Origin of the sequence: Pseudonocardia sp., assembly GCF_025465255.1 — a bacterium.
Classification (GTDB): Bacteria; Actinomycetota; Actinomycetes; order Mycobacteriales; family Pseudonocardiaceae; genus Pseudonocardia.
The window spans coordinates 57,510-75,679 of record NZ_JAODNI010000235.1; the positions used below are offsets into that span (position 1 = coordinate 57,510).

Annotated in this window: 18 protein-coding genes and 1 pseudogene; 11 read left to right on the forward strand and 8 right to left on the reverse strand. The window is 73.5% G+C overall.

Features of this window, described 5'->3' with window-relative positions:
• Positions 1-57: 57 nt before the first annotated feature.
• Positions 58-735, forward strand: a complete 678-nt coding sequence (locus tag JWP64_RS29415; protein ID WP_297503427.1) for a DUF4386 domain-containing protein — start codon at positions 58-60, stop codon at positions 733-735.
• A 1-nt stretch (position 736) separates the two neighbouring features.
• Positions 737-1,543: an LLM class flavin-dependent oxidoreductase gene (locus JWP64_RS29420; protein WP_297503429.1), complete on the forward strand. Its 807-nt coding sequence runs from the start codon at positions 737-739 to the stop codon at positions 1,541-1,543.
• Here the strand turns inward: JWP64_RS29420 and thpR are convergent.
• The gene (gene thpR, locus JWP64_RS29425; RefSeq protein ID WP_297503431.1) at positions 1,533-2,069 is read right to left on the reverse strand and encodes an RNA 2',3'-cyclic phosphodiesterase; all 537 of its coding nucleotides are present in this window, start codon (positions 2,067-2,069) and stop codon (positions 1,533-1,535) included. The genes JWP64_RS29420 and thpR overlap by 11 nt on opposite strands.
• A 67-nt stretch (positions 2,070-2,136) precedes the next feature.
• On the opposite strand from thpR, the gene JWP64_RS29430 reads away from it, so the two are divergent.
• Entirely contained in the window at positions 2,137-2,982 is an 846-nt protein-coding gene (locus JWP64_RS29430) for an MOSC N-terminal beta barrel domain-containing protein (protein WP_297503433.1), read from the forward strand.
• A 29-nt stretch (positions 2,983-3,011) separates the two neighbouring features.
• The gene (locus JWP64_RS29435) at positions 3,012-3,557 is read left to right on the forward strand and encodes a MarR family winged helix-turn-helix transcriptional regulator (protein ID WP_297503435.1); all 546 of its coding nucleotides are present in this window, start codon (positions 3,012-3,014) and stop codon (positions 3,555-3,557) included.
• A 4-nt stretch (positions 3,558-3,561) separates the two neighbouring features.
• Here JWP64_RS29435 and JWP64_RS29440 read toward each other — a convergent pair whose 3' ends face one another.
• Complete coding sequence (locus tag JWP64_RS29440; protein WP_297503437.1) at positions 3,562-4,308, reverse strand: SDR family oxidoreductase; 747 nt, start codon at positions 4,306-4,308, stop codon at positions 3,562-3,564.
• 168 nt (positions 4,309-4,476) lie between these two features.
• Here JWP64_RS29440 and JWP64_RS29445 point away from each other — a divergent pair, with 168 nt between their 5' ends.
• The gene (locus tag JWP64_RS29445) at positions 4,477-4,677 is read left to right on the forward strand and encodes a hypothetical protein (protein ID WP_297503439.1); all 201 of its coding nucleotides are present in this window, start codon (positions 4,477-4,479) and stop codon (positions 4,675-4,677) included.
• Positions 4,678-5,769: 1,092 nt separating this feature from the next.
• Here the strand turns inward: JWP64_RS29445 and JWP64_RS29450 are convergent.
• The 5 genes from JWP64_RS29450 to JWP64_RS29470 all read right to left on the reverse strand — a co-directional run bounded on the left by JWP64_RS29450 (position 5,770) and on the right by JWP64_RS29470 (position 10,476).
• Positions 5,770-6,150, reverse strand: a complete 381-nt coding sequence (locus JWP64_RS29450; protein WP_297503440.1) for a hypothetical protein — start codon at positions 6,148-6,150, stop codon at positions 5,770-5,772.
• On the reverse strand, positions 6,147-7,322 hold the full coding sequence (locus JWP64_RS29455) for a thiolase family protein (protein WP_366890795.1): 1,176 nt from the start codon (positions 7,320-7,322) through the stop codon (positions 6,147-6,149). The genes JWP64_RS29450 and JWP64_RS29455 overlap by 4 nt, the downstream gene beginning before the upstream one ends.
• Positions 7,315-8,475, reverse strand: coding sequence for an acyl-CoA dehydrogenase family protein (locus JWP64_RS29460; protein ID WP_297503442.1), 1,161 nt, complete (start codon positions 8,473-8,475; stop codon positions 7,315-7,317). Before JWP64_RS29460 ends, JWP64_RS29455 begins: the two co-directional genes overlap by 8 nt.
• 96 nt (positions 8,476-8,571) lie before the next feature.
• Positions 8,572-9,669, reverse strand: coding sequence for an acyl-CoA dehydrogenase family protein (locus JWP64_RS29465; RefSeq protein WP_297503444.1), 1,098 nt, complete (start codon positions 9,667-9,669; stop codon positions 8,572-8,574).
• Positions 9,670-9,810: 141 nt separating this feature from the next.
• A complete protein-coding gene (locus JWP64_RS29470) occupies positions 9,811-10,476 on the reverse strand; it encodes a TetR/AcrR family transcriptional regulator (RefSeq protein WP_297503446.1) in 666 nt (221 codons plus the stop codon).
• Between the two features lie 292 nt (positions 10,477-10,768).
• Between JWP64_RS29470 and JWP64_RS29475 the strand changes: the two genes are divergently transcribed.
• Together JWP64_RS29475 and JWP64_RS29480 are read left to right on the forward strand one after the other, a co-directional pair.
• Positions 10,769-12,442, forward strand: a complete 1,674-nt coding sequence (locus JWP64_RS29475; protein ID WP_297503448.1) for a hypothetical protein — start codon at positions 10,769-10,771, stop codon at positions 12,440-12,442.
• Positions 12,443-12,574: 132 nt separating this feature from the next.
• The gene (locus JWP64_RS29480; protein ID WP_297503449.1) at positions 12,575-13,567 is read left to right on the forward strand and encodes a chitosanase; all 993 of its coding nucleotides are present in this window, start codon (positions 12,575-12,577) and stop codon (positions 13,565-13,567) included.
• 34 nt (positions 13,568-13,601) lie between these two features.
• Here the strand turns inward: JWP64_RS29480 and JWP64_RS29485 are convergent, their stop codons facing one another.
• Positions 13,602-14,882, reverse strand: a complete 1,281-nt coding sequence (locus JWP64_RS29485; protein WP_297503451.1) for a cytochrome P450 — start codon at positions 14,880-14,882, stop codon at positions 13,602-13,604.
• 368 nt (positions 14,883-15,250) lie between these two features.
• On the opposite strand from JWP64_RS29485, the pseudogene JWP64_RS31760 reads away from it, so the two are divergent.
• The 4 genes and pseudogenes from JWP64_RS31760 to JWP64_RS29500 all read left to right on the forward strand — a co-directional run.
• A pseudogene (locus tag JWP64_RS31760) lies at positions 15,251-15,871 on the forward strand (hypothetical protein); the annotation flags it as partial.
• Between the two features lie 263 nt (positions 15,872-16,134).
• Entirely contained in the window at positions 16,135-16,356 is a 222-nt protein-coding gene (locus tag JWP64_RS31765) for a hypothetical protein (RefSeq protein ID WP_366890810.1), read from the forward strand.
• 188 nt (positions 16,357-16,544) lie between these two features.
• Positions 16,545-17,231, forward strand: a complete 687-nt coding sequence (locus JWP64_RS29495; RefSeq protein ID WP_297503455.1) for a response regulator transcription factor — start codon at positions 16,545-16,547, stop codon at positions 17,229-17,231.
• 145 nt (positions 17,232-17,376) lie between these two features.
• Positions 17,377-18,156: an SDR family NAD(P)-dependent oxidoreductase gene (locus JWP64_RS29500; protein ID WP_297503457.1), complete on the forward strand. Its 780-nt coding sequence runs from the start codon at positions 17,377-17,379 to the stop codon at positions 18,154-18,156.
• Positions 18,157-18,170: the final 14 nt, after the last annotated feature.

Below are 18,170 nucleotides of genomic sequence, written 5' to 3' on the forward strand. Positions count from 1 at the left end.
AAACCATATACATAGGAGAACGATTCTCTGTTGCAACGACTTCGTCGAGGAGGAACCATGACCGTGACGGCACCCACACCGGTCCGAGACCGCCAGGGCGGCCCACCCCTGATCGTTCCCGCGCTGGTGTTCACCGGCCTGACCGTCGCGGGCGCCGTCATCGGCGGCGGCGGACCGCGGCCGGAGTCGAGCGCGGGCGAGGTCCTCGCCTACGCCACGGACCACGCGGGCCTGATGGGCCTCGGCGCCGCGCTGCTCGTCGGCTCCGCGTTCCCGCTGGTCGTGTACGCGGCGACGGTGCTACGACGTCTCCGGCGCCTCGGCGTCGCCGCGCCCGGGCCGCTCATGGGCCTCGCCGGCGCGGTCCTCGCGGCGGGTTCGCTGATGACCAGCGCCCTGATGAGCTGGGCCGCGGCGCAGACCGCGAGCCTCGGCGACCCCGCCCTGGCCCGGCTGCTGACCACCCTGTGGTTCGCGGCCGGTGGCGTGGGCTTCGTCGCGCCGTTCGGCCTGCTGCTCGTCGGGATCGCCGTCCCGGCGCTGGTCCTGAAGCTGCTGCCGAGCCCGCTCGCATGGGCCGGTCTCGTCGTCGGGGTTCTCGCCATGCTGAGCACGTTCGCCCTGCTCACGAGCTTGCTGTACCCGCTGCTGCCCGTCGGCCGGTTCGGTGGGGTCCTGTTCCTGGTCGCCGTCGCGGTACTGCTGCCGCGGTCCGCCCGCCGCAGGGAGGTCTGACGTGCACCACTTCCGCTTCGGCGCCATCGAGGCGCCTCGTGGCACGACCGAGGACTGGCTCGCCACCGCGCGTCGGACCGCCGGCCTGGGGTTCTCGACGCTGCTCACGCCGGACGGCACGCAGCAGCACGCCCCGTTCCCGGCCCTCGCCGCCGCATCCTCCATCCCGGAGCTGCGGCTCGGCACCTTCGTGCTCGCCGCCCCGCTCCGGCCACCGCGTTCCGCGGCCTGGGAGGGCCACACCCTGTCCGTCCTGTCCGGCGGTCGGTTCGAGTTCGGCATCGGCACCGGACGGCCCGACGCACGCGGCGAGGCGGAGTCCTTCGGCCTGCCCTGGGGCACCGGCGCGGAGCGGCTGTCGATGGTCCGGGAGACCGTTGCGCATCTGCGGACGCTCGACGGCGAGCAGCGCACGCCGATCCTGATGGCAGCCGCCGGTCCGCGGGCTCTCGCCCTCGCCGCGGAGGAGGCGGACATCGTCACGTTGGCCGCGCTGCCGCTGACGCCGCGCGCGGAGGTCGCCCGCATGTCCGCCGAGCTGCGGGAGCGGGCCGGCAACCGGGACGTCGAGATCGCGATGAACCTGTTCGTCGTGGGGACGGACGTACCGCCCTGGACCAGGCAGTTCCTCGGCGTCGACCCGGCCACGCTGGACGAACGCGAGTCCCTGGCCGTGCTCCGCGGCACCCCGCAACAGATGGCGGACGAGCTGGAGCGCCGCCGCGAGGAGCTCGGCGTGACCTACTTCGTGAGCAGCGCGAGCTACGGGGAGGCGCTCGCCCCGGTCGTCGAGCTGCTCACCCGGTGAACGGCCAGGACGCCACCGTCGCGTACACCGGGGGGCCCGTCGAGCCCGGCGGCGACATACTGCTCATCAGGTGCAGGTCGGCGGCGGTCCATGGCGTCCCGGTGAACCCGGCGAGCCGGGAGACGAGCGGGCGTAGGTCGGTCCCGGCCGGCGCCCGAGCGAGCGTGAGGTGGGGGCGATAGCGCCTTGTGTCGAGGGTCAGGCCCGCACGCCGTCCGGCCGCCTGCGCCCGGGCCGCGGTCCGGACCAGCCGTTCGGTATCGCCGCCGACCCGGGTCCAGAGCACCCGGTCCCCGAAGCGGCCCCCGCCGCCCAGGCCCAGCGTCGGGGCGGGGCGGGCCGCCGCCACCCGGGAGAGAAGTCCTCGCAGGTCACCGGTGGTGCGGGGACAAATCTCGCCGTAGAAGGCCAGGGTGACGTGCCACTGCGCGCGCACGGTCCAGCGCAGCTCGGGGGCGTCGATCCCCGCGAGCGCCGCCTCCAGCTCGTCGAGCACCGCCGCCGGCGGCACGAGAGCGGCGAACATCCTCACGAATGGTGATGCTGACAGAAATCCGGAAGGTCCAGGTGTCGTCGCGGCTAATCTGCCGTGGGTGACCCTGACGCTCGCGGCCGTCGCCCGCTACCCGGTCAAGTCCTGCCGCGGGCACTCGGTCGGGTCCGCCGTCGTCGAGCCGTGGGGGCTCGCCGGGGACCGGCGGTGGTTGGTCGCGGACCCGGACGGGCTCGCCGTGACCGCCCGCACCACGCCCCGAATGCTGTTGATCGAGCCCGTCCCCCTCGCGGACGGCCTGCTCCTGCGCGCTCCCGGCCTGCTCGACCTGCGCGTCCGGACGCCGCACGGCAACCCGTTGGCGGATGTCCAGGTGTGGGCGGACCGGGTCAAGGCCACGCTGGCCGACGAGGACGCGCACGGTTGGCTCACCACCGCGGTCGGCGCACCGGTCCGGCTGGCCTACCTGGACGACCCGCGGCGCCGCCCGGTCGCCCCGGAGTACGCCGACGCCGAGGACCGGGTCTCCTTCGCCGACGGCTTCCCGATGCTCCTGACCTCGAACGCGTCGCTCGTCGCCCTGAACGACCTGACCGCGGCCGGGCCGAACGCGGCCGGGGGCCCGCTGGTCATGACCCGATTCCGGCCGAACCTGGTGGTCGGCGGTGCGGCTCCCTGGGCGGAGGACGGCTGGACGGCGCTGCGCATCGGCGAGGCCCGGTTCCGGGTGGTCAAGGCCTGCAGCCGGTGCGTGATGACGACCGTGGACCCGGAGACCGCGACGAAGGGCCGCGAACCCCTCGCGACGATGGTGAGGCACCGGAGGTTCGGGTCCAAGACCTGGTTCGGCGTGAACCTGATCCCGGACAGCGCGGGCGTCACGGTGCGCGTGGGCGATCCCGTGGAGGTCCTCGGGACGCGCGACGGGAGCGAGCCGCTCCGCTAGTCGCGGGGGCGACCGGCGACAATGCACCCATGGGAATGGCCGCCGCGCAGCCGGACGACGGGGAGCTGGACTACTGGTCCTTCGTGGATGTCGCGATCGCCCGGACCCTCGCCGCGCAGCCCGAGGTCGATCCCGCCGCGATGCGGCTCGTGCTGAGCCTGCACCGGGCGTCGACCTCGCTGGCCTACGACCTGGAGTCCGCCGTGCACCGGCCCCGGGGCTGGTCCTGGCCGGGTTTCCGGGTGCTCTTCGTGATCCGGCTGACGGCGCCGGTGGAGGCCAGGCGCGTCGCGCAACTCTCGGGGATGAGCCGTGCGGCGGTGTCCGCGCTGCTCAAGACCCTGGAGCGGGACGGCCTGGTCTCCCGCACCCCCGCCGCCTACGACCGGCGCGCCGCCGAGCTGACCCTGACCCCCGCGGGCGAGGAGGCGTTCAGCAGCGCCTTCGTCGCGCACAACGAGCGGGAGCGGACCTGGGCCTCCGCACTCGACGACGACGAGGTCTCGACCCTCACCGCACTGCTGGAGAAGCTCATGGCGGGCGACGCCGCGCAGCGCGCCAACCGCCGGTCCTGATCGCTCAGAGCAGCGCCTGGTAGGCGCCGCCGTCGACCGGGATCGCGGCGCCGGTCAGATACCCCGCCTGCCGGGAGCAGAGGAATGCGACGATCGCGCCGAAGTCCTCGGGCGCGCCGAGCCGGCCGGCCGGGATGTCCTCCGCGGCGCGGGCCAGCGCCTCCTCGTTCTCGGCCATGCTCCGCAGCCGGTTCGTCAAATGCGAGGCCGGCTGCAGCGAGTTGACGGTGACGCCGTCGCGCGCGATCTCCCGGGCGAGCGTCCGCAGGAACCCGGTGGCCCCGGCGCGGGCGGTGTTGGAGAGCACCAGGTTGTGCAACGGCTGCCGCACCCCGATCGAGGTGATCGCCACGATCCGGCCCCAGCCCTGCGCCTGCATCCCCGGCGCGGCGGCCAGGCACATCCCGACGACCGCGAGCAGGCTCCGGTCCAGCGCGGCCTGGTAGTCCCCGAGGACGGTCTCCGCGACCGTGCCGGGCTTCGGTCCGGGCCCGTTCACGACCAGGATGTCCAGCCCGCCCATCCGCTCGCGCGCCTGGTCGACGAAACCCGCCGCGGCCTCCGGGTCCCGCAGGTCCGTGACGAGGTACTGCGCCCCCAGCTTCTCGGCCGCGGCCCGGGCGCGGTCCTCGTCGGACCCGCAGATCGTGACCTGCGCACCCTCCGCGACCAGCACCTCCGCGCTCGCGTAGCCGAGCCCGCCGCTCGCGGCCGCCACTGCCGCCCGCTTCCCCGCGATCCCCAGGTCCACGTGACTCCTTCCGATCCTGCGGGCCACCGGTCCGCGGAGGCAACCTACCGAGTGCCGGTCGAGCGCCGCGGGTCCGGTGCAGGCCGTCTCGGCATGCGGATGTCCGGAGCTGCGCCGCGCACAGGTCGAGGCGGGGCGTGCGACCCGGAGCCGTGACAGCATTGGGCCGTGCCCGACGGATCCAGCTCGGCCCTGCCGCTCTACGAGGTCACGGTGACGCGGGAGGACGCGGGGTGGGCGGTCACCGTCGACGGCGTCCCCGGATCCGTGCAGGTGGGAACGTTCGCCGAGCTCGATCCCGCGGTGCGCGGCCTCATCACGGAGGGCACCGGGACGAAGGACTTCGACGTGTTCTGGAACTACGTCTAGCTCACGAGGTGCGGCAGGGGTTTCCGCCGTGGTGCCTGTCGGGGGTCGATCCACACGGGTGGGATGAGCTCGGGGGGCCCGTCGCGAATCCGGACGGTCCAGCCGGAGTCGGCGTACAGCAGCCGGTGGTGGACTTTGCAGAGCATGACCAGGTTGTCGAGCTTCGTGGCGCGCCTTGGGCCCAGGGCTGGACGTGGTGGATCTCGCGCCACGATCCCGGCCGGTCGCAGCCGGGGTGGGCACAGCCGGGGTGGGCACAGCCGAGGTCGCGGGCGGCGACGGCGCGGCGCAGTCCGTCGGGGATGGCGCGGGTGAGCCGGCCGATGTCGAGGACCTGGCCGCGGCCGTCCAGCACGATCGGCACCAACGCGGCGTCGCAGGCCGACGCCCGCAGCTCGGCAGCGGTGGCCGCCCCGAAGTCCAGCACGGCGGAGCGGCAGCGGCCTCGAGGTCCTCGATGCGGACGAGCACGTTGAGATGGGGGCGAAAGCCGCCGGACTCGGGCACCACCGCGGACGTCGCGTGGGTCAGGGCGAACGCGCACACCTCGGCCAGGGCTTGGGCCTGCCGTTCGGCCGGGGTGCGGTCGTCGTCCGCGGTCAGCGGCTTGACCATCTATCAGCGCCGTAGCCCAGTGGTGGCGCCCGCTCGGCGTGTACTCGGCATCGTGCGCGGCGATCTGTTCCTCGGCACCAGCCCACACCGCGGGCGTAAGCCGGTTCGCCTCTGGTGAGTTCAGCGCTTTCGCGACCGATTCGACATGCCGGCGGCTACCGCTCGGCGGCCGGAGCGATGAGCGTCGATCAAGGGCAAGAGGGGCGTCAATCGATCACCACGCGCCCCGCGTCGCCGGCGGAGGTGCGGTTCCTGACGGTTCGTCGGACGCCCGCGGGAACGGCGACGCACCCCTCCGGGCCAGCTCCCGGGCCGGTCGTCCGGGCCCCAGCGCGGCTCGCCGAGGCGCTGCGAGGCCGTCGCGCTCGACGCGGTGCCCCATGCCGGCCCACGGTGCCGTCGGCCCAGGACGCCCCGGCCTCCCCCTTCACCGAGGACGGCAGCGGGCAGGTGAGAGGAACGGCGCCGACGAGCCGCCTACGCCAGCCGGAACACCGGCACCGCCTCGGACTCCTCGTCCGCCCGCTCGACCACCACCGTCAGCCGGGCGCCCGCCACGACCTGCTCCGGCTCCACGTCGATGACCTTCGACCACCACCACGGGCCCTCGTCGAGCTCCGCGACCACCAGGATGTCCCGATGACCGCCGCGCCGGTGCGCGACCGACCGGCTCACGACCGACGCCCCACCGGAGGCGGCCACGGCCGTGAGATCGACGGAGGCGCATGTGTCGCACTGCTGCGAGTACGGCGGCGAGAAGTGCCCTGCCGGGCAGCGGAACAGCAGGAGCTCGCCCCGAGCCGTGCCGTCGAAGAACGCCGCCGTGGCCTCGTCGCGGCGCACCGGGCCGACCGTCACGAGCTGCTCCTCCCGGCCGGCCCGTGCGGGGAGAGCACGAGCGTCGAGTGGTGGTCGAGCACGCCGCCGTTGCCGCTGACCAGCACGACGTCGTGCTCGGGGACCTGCCGGCGACCCGCCTCGCCGCGGGCCTGCAGGACCGCTTCGGACAGCGGGGTCATGCCCCACATGTAGGAGGACGAGAGCTGCCCGCCGCCGGTGTTGACCTTGAGCTTGCCGTCGGGCCCGAGGGTGCCGTCCGCGACGAAGCGGCCGCCCTCGCCCTTCGGGCAGAAGCCGTAGTCCTCCAGCGTGATCACCACCGTGAACGTGTAGCAGTCGTAGAGCTCCACGACGTCCACGTCGGACACGGTCAGGCCTGCCATCGCGAGCGCCGCCGGGCCGGACCGGGCCGCGCCGGACACGAGGCCGAAGTCCTCGTGGCGCCGCTGCGCGTGGCCGGGGTGCGCCTGCCCCCAGCCCAGGACGTGCACCGGCGGGCGGGCCAGCGACGCCGCCCGCTCCGCGGACGTGACGACCACGGCGATCCCGCCGTTGGACACCAGGCAGCAGTCGAGCAGGTGGAACGGCTCCACGATCCAGCGGGACGCGTGGTAGTCCTCGAGCGTCATGGGCGTGCGCATCTGCGCCCGCGGGTTCAGCTCGGCCCACGCCCGCTGGCCCACCGCGATGTGCCCGAGCTGGTCGTTCGTGGTGCCGTAGGTGTCCATGTGCCGCTGGGCGGCGAGCGCGTACATCGAGTTCGTGTCGCGGATCCCGGCCGCACCGAGCAGCCCGCGCCAGCCGACGGCCCCGCGCGCTCCGTAGGCCGCCCCGGTGCTGGTGTCCTGGCGGAGCGGGGCGTCCGCGAAGACGCACGCGACGGTCTCGGCCATTCCCGCGCCGATCGCCAGGGACGCGTACTGGACCATCTGCCCGGCCGTCGAACCGTAGGACTGCATCTCGGACAGCAGCCGCAGGTCGCGCAGGCCGAGGTCCCGTTGCAGCGCCAGGCCCACGCCACCGCTGACGCCGGCCGAGGTCAGCAGCCCGTCGACGTCGCCGAGCTCCAGACCCGCGTCCGCCACCGCGAGCCGGACGGCGTCGCCTGCGAACTGCGCGGCAGTCCGGCCGTAGACCTTGCCCAGGTCGGTCATCCCGAGCCCGGCGATCGCGGCGCTCCGATCAGCCACGGCGGACCTCCGAGAACGGCAGGTCCCGGTCGACCTCGGGTTCCTTCGGCAGGCCCAGGATCCGCTCGCCGATGATCGTGCGCTGGATCTGGTCCGTGCCGCCGCCGATCGAGGTGAAGTAGGCGTTGAAGGCCAGGAAGTTCGCCTCGTCCCCGACCGGCTCGTCCGGCCCTTCGAGCATGGCCCGGGCCCCTGCGAGCGAGGTACGGACCCGGGCGCTCTCGTGCAGCAGCCGGGACATCGCGAGCTTGCCCAGCGACATCACCGACGACGACGAGCCCTGCTCCACCTCGGCCTTCGCCCGCTGGTTGTTCCAGCCGTTGCCCAGCCGCAACGCCGCGACCCGGGCGAGGTCCTGGCGGACCACCGGGTCGTCGATCCGGCCCGTCTCCCGTGCGAGGGCGACCAGCTCGTCGCCCATCTCGGCCATCCCGGTCGTACCCCGGCCGGCGCGAGCCCGGTCGCCCATCACCGACCGCTCGTAGGCCAGCGCCGTCTGCAGCACGCCCCAGCCGCGGTCGACGTCGCCGAGCCGGTGCGCGTCCGGCACCGCGGCATCGGTCAGGAAGACCTCGTTGAAGTGGGCCTCGTCCGTGATCTGGTGCAGCGGCCGGACCTCGACGCCCGCCTGCTTCATCGGGAACAGGAAGAACGTGATGCCGCGGTGCTTGGGCACGTCCCAGTTCGTCCGGGCGACGAGCATCCCGTAGTCCGCGGTCGCCGCGGACGACGTCCAGACCTTCTGCCCGTTGACGATCCAGCGGTCCCCGTCACGGTCCGCCCTGGTCCGGACGGCGGCGAGGTCCGAGCCCGCATCCGGCTCGCTGTAGAGCAGGCACATGGACACCTCGTCCCGGAGCATCGGGCCGATGAGCCGGCGCTTCAGCTCGTCGCCGCCGAAGGTGAGGACGGTGGCCGCGTAGAGGTTGTGCCGGTCCTGCCCGGTACCGGGCGCGCCGACGTTGCGGAACTCCTCCTCGACGACGTGGCCCAGCTCGTCGGACAGCCCCCGGCCGAACCACTCGCGGGGCCAGCGCGGCGCCGCCCACCCCGCCTCGACGACGGCGGCGAGCCACTCCTTCGTCGGCCGCGCCGGGTCCCACTCGGCGGCGAGCCAGGCGGAGACCTCGTTGCGGAGATCAGTGGCGCTCATCGGTGCTTCTCCCCCCTTCGCCATCTCCCCGGACCCCGACACGGCGGTCTCGAAACCCCGACTCGCCGGGTCCCACGTCCCGACTCGCGGGCATCGCTACACCCCGGTCCGGCGTAGATATCGCTCCCTGTGGAACGCCGGATCGCCGAGCAGCAGCGCGCTCGTGCGGGCCCGGCGCAGGTACAGGTGGGCGGGGTGCTCCCAGGTGAAGCCGATGCCGCCGTGGATCTGGATGGTGTCCGCGGCGACCTTCACGAAGGAGTCCGAGCACGAGAAGCGGACCAGGCTCGCGAGGGCGGGGAGGTCCGGGGCGTCCTCGTCGGCCGCGGACGCCGCGTACCGGGCGGCCGACGTCGCGGACTCGGACTCGAGCAGCAGGTCCGCGCACAGGTGCTTGACCGCCTGGAAGCTGCCGATCGCGCGGCCGAACTGCACCCGCGTCTTCGCGTACCCGACGCTCATCTCCAGCGCCCGCGCCGCGCCGCCCGCCTGCTCCGACGCCAGGGCGATCGCAGCCAGGTCGAGCATCCGCTCCACCGCCGGCAGCCCGCCGTCGAGCGGCGCGCCGGGGGTGTCCGTGAACGTCAGCCGGGCCTGCCTGCGGGTGCGGTCCGCCGTGGTCAGCAGGGTGCGCCCGAGTCCGGAGGCTTCCCGCTCGACGGCGAACAGCGCCACCCCCGCGGTGGTCCGCGCGGGGACGAGCACCAGGTCCGCGACGTGTCCGTCGAGCACGTAGGGCTCGGTGCCGGTCAGCCGCCAGCCGTCGTCGGTGCGGCGGGCGACGACCCCGGCGCCCGGGAGCCCCGCGGCGGACACGGCGACCGTCGCGACGGTGCCGCCCTCCGCGATCCCGGGCAGGTACCGCGCCTGTGCCGCCCGGTCCCCGGAGGTGAGCAGGAGGTTCGCGGCGAGTCCGACCGTCGAGAGGAACGGCGCGCAGAGCAGCGCCCGGCCCATCTCCTCGAGCACGATCCCGAGCTCGACGTGCCCGGCCCCGGCGCCGCCGAACTCCTCCGGGATCCCGAGGCCCTGCAGGCCGAGCTGCCCGGCCATCCGTTTCCAGACGTCGGGATCGAAGCCCTGCTCGGTGTCGGACAGTCTGCGAACCTCGGCCTCCGGCGAGCGGTCCGCGAGGAACCGGCGCACGGAGGCGCGCAGGTCCTGCTGCTCGGGCGTGACGGCGAAGGCCGGCATCGGCGCTCCTCGACGAGGCTCGATCGACAGATACGAACGGTGATCATCCGATATGTCTCGACCGTAGGTGGCCGGCCGGCCGCCCGCAAGGCCGGGGCCGGCACGCGCCCGTCGAGCGAGTCCCGGCCGCGCACGAGCGGGTCAGGCCGGCGCGGTCGACGGCGTGATGCCCGGGGTTCCGGTCAGCACGAGGTCGACCAGCTCCGCGGCGTAGCGGTCGCCACCGGCGGACACGACCGGGCGCAGGTGCTCCGGCGTGGCCAGCGCGTGGTTCAGCATCGCGCCGCACACGGCGTCGAGCACCAGGGTGGCCGACGTCCCGGGCGCGAGCTGGCCACGGGAGACGCCGCGGCGGACGATCACCCGGGCGGCCGTCACCCGCGCCTCGTTGCGCCGCGCGAACAGGTCGGCGAACACCCCGGGGTGCGTCCGGGCGTCGACGAGCATCCGCATCCCGACCGTCCCGCGGACGCCGAGGTACTCGGCCAGCAGCTGCCGGGCCAGCTCCACGAGCTGGTCGCGCGCGGTTCCCGAGTCCGGCACGACCACCTCCATCCCGGACCGTTCGACGGCGTCGACGAGCAGGGCGCGGCCGGAGAGCCAGCGCCGGTAGAGGGCCGGACGGCCCACGCCCGCCCGGCGGGCGACGGCCTCGAAGTTGAACCCGGCCCAGCCGAGGTCCGCGTAGACCTCCAGCGCCGCCTCGAGCACCTTGCGGTCCACCTCCGGATCGCGCGGCCTGCCGGGACCCGCCCTCCCCGCGCGCGCGTCGACCTGCCCGGAGCCGCCCGTGGGGCCTGTCGACATGCGCGGAGTATCCCATCGGCCCCGCGGAGGACGAGGCCGAAGGAACCCGGTCGACGTCTGCTGGGCGGCCGGAGCCGACGGAAAACCATAGGCGAGCGAAGATGCAGCTCCCCGAATCCGACAGAACGGACGCCACAACCGCCGTCTGCGTGACCTTTCCCGCACAGATCGCGCCCCTTAACAGGGTCGTCATTACCGAGCAACGCAACCTTCCCTTCCACCGCTCACGCTGACCCGTCGACACAGGTCGAAAAGCGTGCGGAAACCCGCGGATGCACGGGGAGGAACGCCAGTGACACAAGACACTTCGGCAGAGTCGACCAGGCTGGACACCAGCACCGATGTCGGGACGGCGGCGAAGGAGACGCTGGAGGACTACACCCTCCGATTCGCTCCACGCAGTTACCGCAAATGGTCCACGGGCGTCGTCGGAATCACCGCCCTCGGCGGAATCGCCTATCTCGCGGATTTCGCCATCGGCGCCAACATCGGGATCTCCTACGGCACGTCGAACGCATTGTGGGGGATTCTGGTCTTCGCGGTCGTCATCTTCGCGACCGGTTTCCCGCTCGCCTTCTACGCCGCCCGCTACGACCTCGACCTGGACCTGATCACCCGCGGCAGCGGCTTCGGCTACTACGGCTCGGTGGTCACGAACGTCATCTTCGCGACGTTCACGTTCATCTTCTTCGCCCTCGAGGGCTCGATCATGGCCCAGGGCCTCGAGCTGGGGCTGGGGATCCCGCTGTGGGTCGGCTACGCCCTCTCCACGCTGATCATCTTCCCGCTCGTGATCTACGGGATGTCCCTGCTGTCGAAGCTGCAGCTCTGGACGACGCCGCTGTGGCTGGTCCTGATGGTGCTGCCGTTCGTGTACCTGCTGGTCAGCCACCCGGACTCGGTCAGCTCCTTCTTCGCCTACCAGGGTGAGAACGGCGCGGGCGGCACGAACCTCGGCTCGATCTTCCTCGCCGCCGGCGTCTGCCTCTCGCTGATCGCCCAGATCGCCGAGCAGATCGACTACCTGCGCTTCATGCCTCCGAGGACACCGGAGAACTCGCGGCGTTGGTGGGCCTCGATGATCCTCGCCGGCCCGGGCTGGGTCGTGTTCGGCGCGATCAAGCAGATCATCGGCCTGTTCCTCGCGGTCTACATCGTCTCCAACGTGGCCGACGGCGCCGCGGTCGCGAACCAGCCGGTGCACCAGTTCCTGGAGATCTACAAGGACATCATGCCACCGTGGGCCGCGATGACCCTGGCCGTCGTCCTCGTCGTCATCAGCCAAGTGAAGATCAACGTCACGAACGCCTACTCCGGCTCGCTGGCCTGGACGAACTCGTTCACCCGGGTCACGAAGACCTACCCCGGCCGGATCGTCTTCCTCGGCGTGAACCTGGTGATCGCGCTGGTCCTGATGGAAGCGAACATGTTCGACTTCCTGAACTCGATCCTCGGCTTCTACGCGAACTGCGGCATGGCGTGGGTGGTCGTCGTCGCGTCGGACATCGTGTTCAACAAGTACCTGCTCAAGCTCTCGCCGCACGCGCCGGAGTTCCGCCGCGGCATGCTCTACGCGATCAACCCGGTCGGCTTCGGATCGATGATCATCTCGGCCGGGGTGTCCGTCATCGTGTTCTTCGGCGGCTTCGGCTCCGGGATCCAGCCGTTCTCGCCGCTCGTCGCGATCGTGCTCGCCCTGGTGCTGCCGCCGATCATCGCGGTCGCGACGAAGGGCAGGTACTACCTCAAGCGGGACGACGACGGCATCCCCCTGCCGATGTACGACGAATACGGCAACCCGTCGGGCGAAGTCCTGCACTGCCACGTGTGCGGCCAGGACTTCGAACGCCCGGACGTCACGAAGTGCGAGGCCCACGACGCGATCGTCTGCTCGCTGTGCCTGAGCACGGACAAGACCGGGGAGCACGTGCTCCCCGCGGGCACCGTCGCCCCCGTGACCCCGTAACGCGCCCGCCCCGGGAAGGCCACCCGCCGGCAGGAGGGTGGCCTTCCCGGGCGTTCCGGGCGGCCGAGGGCGGCGGCTAGGCTGGGCGCGCTGTCCGCTCGGGACCGGCTCCCCGCATCCGTCAGGACGGACATGACCAGCACACGCACCCGCCACCGGCCCCTATACGGCTCCGCGGGCCCGGCCACCGGCATCCGACGGCGGAAGGCCCGTCTCGTCGCCGCCGGCGTCGGCCTCGCGATCGTGGTGGGCGTGGGCGCCGTGGTGGTCGGCGCCGCGGGCAGCCCCGCCGGGGACGTCCGGGTCGGTCCCGCGGCCGACCCCTCCGCGGCCGCGACCACCTCGGCTCCGGCCGTGCCGAGCAGCACCGGTCCGCCGCCCGTCCGGGACGCGCGGCTGGCCGTCGCGGGCGAGCTCGACCCCGACCAGCGGCGGATCGCGGACCAGCTGGTGAGCGTCTTCGAGAACGACAACCCGGCGATCCAGTACGACTACGTCGAGGACCTCGGCGACGGCCGCGGCATCACCGCGGGCCGGGCGGGCTTCTGCTCCGGCTGCGGAGACATGCTGGAGGTCGTGCGGCGCTACGCCGAGGTCGCGCCGGACAGCGACCTGGCCGGTTACGTGTCCGAGCTGAAGGCCGCGGCGGACGGCGACGACGCCGATCTCGACGGCCTCGATGCCGCGTGGCGGCGAGCGGCGGCGGACGCCCGCTTCCGGGCGATCCAGGACGCGGTCGTCGAGCAGTTCTACTTCGGACCTGCCGCGGCCCTCGCGGCGGGCAACGGCCTGCGCACCGCGCTCGGCGTGGCCGTCCTCTACGACACCGCGGTGCAGCACGGCACGGGCTCCGACCACGACAGCGTGCGGGGCATCGTCGACCGGACGAACGAGGCCATGAACGGGTCACCCGCGGCCGGGGTCGACGAGGTCGCGTGGCTCGGCACGTTCCTCGGGCAGCGCCGCAAGGTGCTGGAGAACCCGAGTTCGGCGGCCACGGCGAAGGCGTGGGGCGAGTCGACCGGCCGGGTCGACGCCCTCGAGGCACTCCTGCGGCAGGGCGAGCTCGCCCTCGTGGCCCCGCTGGTGGTCAGCCCCTGGGGGACGGCCCGGACGCTGGGGTGACGTCGACGGGCCGGCACCGGCGCGCCGTCCGGGCTCAGCGCACGAGGACCGGCAGCGCCTCGACGCCGTAGACGATCGAGGTGTCCCGGAACTCCAGCTGGTCCGCCGGCACGGCGAGGCGCAGCTGCGGGAAGCGGCGGAACAGCGCAGGGTAGGCGGCGCGCAGCTCCATCCGGGCCAGCTCCGCGCCGATGCAGCGGTGGATCCCGTGGCCGAAGGCGTAGTGCGGGCCCGGGGTCCGGTGCGGGTCGAAGACCTCGAGGTCGATCGTGGCGTCGCCGCCGCTGTCCCGGTCCGCGCCGCTGAGCGAACAGATGATCGCGTCGCCCTCGGCGATCGCGGTGCCCCCCAGCACGAGATCGCGGCGGGCGAAACGCGGGAACGCGACCTGCACGACGGTGAGGTACCGCAGCAGCTCCTCGACGATCGGGCCGACCGCCGCGTCGTCCTCGCGGACCAGCCGGGCGGCCTCAGGGTCCTCCAGCAGGGCCAGGGTGCCGAGCGCAAGCATGCTAGCCGTCGTCTCGAAACCACCGGTCAGCACGCCGTCCGCGAGGCCGGCCAGCTCCTCGTCGTCGATCTGGTCCCGGTGCTCACGGATGATCATGCCCAGCAGGCCGTCGGTGGGGTCGTCCCGCTGCTTCTTGACCTGTTCGCGGAGGTAGACCAGGGAGTCCGAGATCGCGCCGAGGGAGGCGCTGGCCCCGGAGATCAGGTCGAACCGCGCGGTGGCGAGCTCCTGGAACTCCGCGCGGTCCTCGTAGGGGACGCCGAGCAGGTCGCAGATCACCAGCGACGGGATCGGCAGCGCGAACTCCTCGACGAGGTCCACGGGGCCGTCGGCCGCGGCGATCCGGGCCAGCCGCTCGTCGACGACCTCGCTGATCCGCGGGGTGAGCCGGGCGAGGCGGCGCATCGTGAACTCCGGCGTCAGCAGCTTGCGCAGCCGGGTGTGGTCCGGCGGGTCGGCGAAACCGAGGCCGCCCGGGCTGTTCGCGGCGTCGAGCCCGGCCTGGCGGGCGACGTGCGCGAAGTCCGTCGAGTAGTCCTCCGTGGAGCCCAGCACGGCACGGACCTCGTCCCTGCCGGACACGAGCCAGACCTTGATGCCCAGCGGGAACTGCAGCTCGGACACCGGCGTGGCGTCGCGCGCCCGTGCCAGGTCCGGCACCGGATCGAGGCCGTCGCGACGCAGCGGCATCAGGGTGGACGCGGGCAGCGCGGAGATGGAGGACAGGTCCAGGCCACCCTCGGTGAGCTTGGCGAGCTGCCTGCGGACGAACCAGGAGGCGATGCGGGCTCGGAGTCTGCGCACGTCGCCGACCCTAGCCGGGGCTCCGACCGGCCCGGACACGCCTTGCCGCACGTCACGTGCCGTTCACCGGGGCCCGCCTCAGCGCTCTCTCAGGTCCGGGCCTCCGGCGCGCTCCTGGTGGTGCGCCGCCGGGCGCCCGTGACGTCGAGCGCCGCGAGCAGCCGTCGCTGTCTCCAAGGACGGTTCGCCGGCGACCCGCGCCGCCGGGTCTCCCTTGCCGCCGCTCCCGCTCACCTCGAACTTCTCGGTGCCGAGGTGCACATCGGACTCGGACCCCGGGCGATGGCGGAAAGCGCGGATCCGGGTCGCCCGGGGACGACCGTCACGCGCCTACGCTGTGCCCGGCGGACGCGGCACGAGGAGGACCCATGCGCGTGCTGGTCACGACCGCGCCCGGCGCGGGGCACCTGTTCCCCCTGGTGCCACTGGCCTGGGCGCTCCGCTCCGCCGGGCACGAGCTGCTCCTGGCGACGGCGGGCGCTGGGGTCGAGCTCGGGCCCGCGGCCGGCCTGCCGACCGTCGACGCCGCGCCAGGCATGGACATGGGCGATGTCGTCCGGGGCCTCGGCGCGCGGCCCGGCTTCACCGGGGAGGCCGTTCCCGACGCCCGCGCGCACGCCGTCGCACTGTTCACCGCGGTCGGCAGGAGGCTGCTCGACGGCATCCGGCGCGCGGCGGACCTCTGGCAGCCGGACGTGGTGCTCCACGAGGGCATGGACGGCGCGGGTCCGGTGGTCGCGGCCGAACGCGGCCTCCCGCGCGTCGAGCACTCGATCAGCCCGGCGGACCAGGCAGGGGTGATGGGGGCGCTGATCCAGCAGGGGCTCACGGACGCGGCCCACGTCCCCGCCGTCGCCACCGTCGGGATCGCCCCGCCGAGCATGGCCTCGGCCCCCGATCCGGGTTGGACGATCCGCACGGTGCCCTACAACGGCGGCGCCGTCGTCCCACCCTCCGTGCTCGCCGCGCCGGAGCGGCCCCGCGTGCTGGTCACGATGGGCACGGTCGCGCCGCGGACGGGTGGGACCGGCGCGATCCGGGGGGCGCTGGTCGAGGCCCTCGCCGCGGAGCCCGTCGAGGTGCTCGTCGCGCTCGGGCTGGACCCGGCCGAGCTCGGTCCGCTGCCCGCCTCCGTCCAGGCCCACCGCTGGGTCCCGCTGACCGCGGCGCTCCCGCGGTGCTCGGCGATCGTGCACCACTGCGGGCCGGGACGACGCTGTCCGCGCTCGCCGCGGGGGTCCCGCAGGTCGTCGTGCCGCAGGGCGCGGACCAGTTCCTCAACGCGGATGCGCTGGTGCGGCGCGGGTGCGCGGTTCGCGGCTCGACCGAGCCGGACGAGCTGCGGGCCGCCGTCCGCCGCGCGCTGTCCGGAGAGCTCGCGGCCACCGCCGAGGACCTCCGACGGGAGATCGGCGCCTTGCCGACACCGGCGGCCGTCGCCGCGGAGCTCGGTGCGCTCCTCCGCGCACGGTGAGCAGGCGCACCCGCCGCGGAGGTACCACTACGGCATCCGCGCGCAGGCGAGCCGACGCGCGAGGAGGAAACGCCACGCGGAGTGCTCGTACTGAGCTATCCGAAGGAGTACGTTCCCGAGGCAGGCGGAGTGGCCCCGGACCCTGGTGACCCCGCGGACCGCAGTATGCGCTGGGCTTGCCACCGGGGGTGTCCGTGATCGACGAGGGTGTATCCATCTCCTCGCTGCTCCTTCCCAGACCCCGTACCTCGCACGAGCACGCCCGGCCCGAGCCTGCGGCACTCACCCGGGTCCTGCTCGTCTCCGACGACGGGCCGCTGCGCGCCCTGTGGGCGCACGGCCTGCACGGCCTGAGCCGGGCGGTCGAGGAGACCTCCACGCTGGCGGACGCCTACGACCGCAGCCGGGAGGGCTCGCCGCCGGACCTCGTGGTCGTCGACGCGGGGACCGCGGCGGCCGCAGGTCCCGAGCACACCGTGACGGGCCTCGCGCAGACCGCCCGGGTCGTCGTCTGCGGGATGCCCGACGGTCAGCAGGACGTGCAGCTGCTGCTGCGTTCCGGTGCCCGCGGCTACCTGTTCGCCGGCCCGCCGCGAGCGGCCTCGGCGGTGGTCCCGCCGGAAGAGCCGGCGGAACCGCCGCCGCGCAAGCTGCGCGTACCGGACGTGCACGGGGTCGGCTGCCTGCTCAGCCACCGTGAGATCGAGATCATCCGGTGCGCCGCCGACGGCGAGACGAACATCGAGATCGCCCGCCGGCTGCGGCTCTCGCCGCTGACGGTGAAGAGTCATCTCGGCCGGATCGGCCGCCGGCTGGGCACCGGCGACCGCGCCCAGCTCGTCCTGCTCGCACTCCGCGCCGGCGTCATCTCCTGACCGGCCCCGACGTCTGCGGGGTCCCCTGACGCAGGAGGGGTCGGCAGGGGACCCCGCAGGCAGCCCGGGAAGAGCCTTCCCCGCTCGGCGCCGACCGTCCCCACAGCACTTCTTGGCGGTCGTTCGGCGTGGTACGCATCGACCTATGCCACGACTGTCGAAGCTCAGCCGTTCCGTTGCCGACCGGGTCGTCCTCGTGACGGGCGCCGCGAGCGGGATGGGCCGGGCGACCGCCTACGTCCTGGCCGACGAGGGCGCGCTCGTCGGCATCGTGGACCGGGATCCCGAGGGGCTGGAGAAGGTCGCCGCCGAGCTGCGGGGGGCGGGCACGCGGGTACACGCCGTCGTCGCCGACGTCTCGGAGCGGGAGGCACCCGCCGCGGCCGCCGCCGAGATCCGGGAGGCACTCGGGCCGATCGACGCGCTGGTCAACAACGCCGGCGTCAGCATCCACATCCCCTTCACCGACGACGGGTTCGAGGACGCCTGGGCGACGACGCTCGCGGTCAACCTCACCGCGCACACCCGTTTCGTCCGGGCGGCGCTGCCGGACCTGCAGCGCAACGGCGACGGCCGGATCGTGAACATCGCCTCGACCGAGGGCCTGGGCGCCACCGCGGGCATCGCGCCGTACACGAGCTCCAAGCACGGCGTCATCGGCCTGACCCGGTCGCTCGCGGTGGAGCTCGGAAAGAGCGGCGTGACCGTCAACTGCATCTGCCCCGGCCCGATCGACACGGGCATGACCGCCCGGATCCCCGACGGGGACAAGGCGGTCTTCGCCCGTCGCCGGACGGCGCTGCGCCGCTACGGGGACCCGGAGGAGGTCGCCCACGCGACCGTCTCCCTGCTGTTGCCCGCGGCCTCCTACATCACGGGCGCGACGCTGGTGGTCGACGGCGGCCTGACGATCCGCAACGGGTGACCCGGCGCGGGACC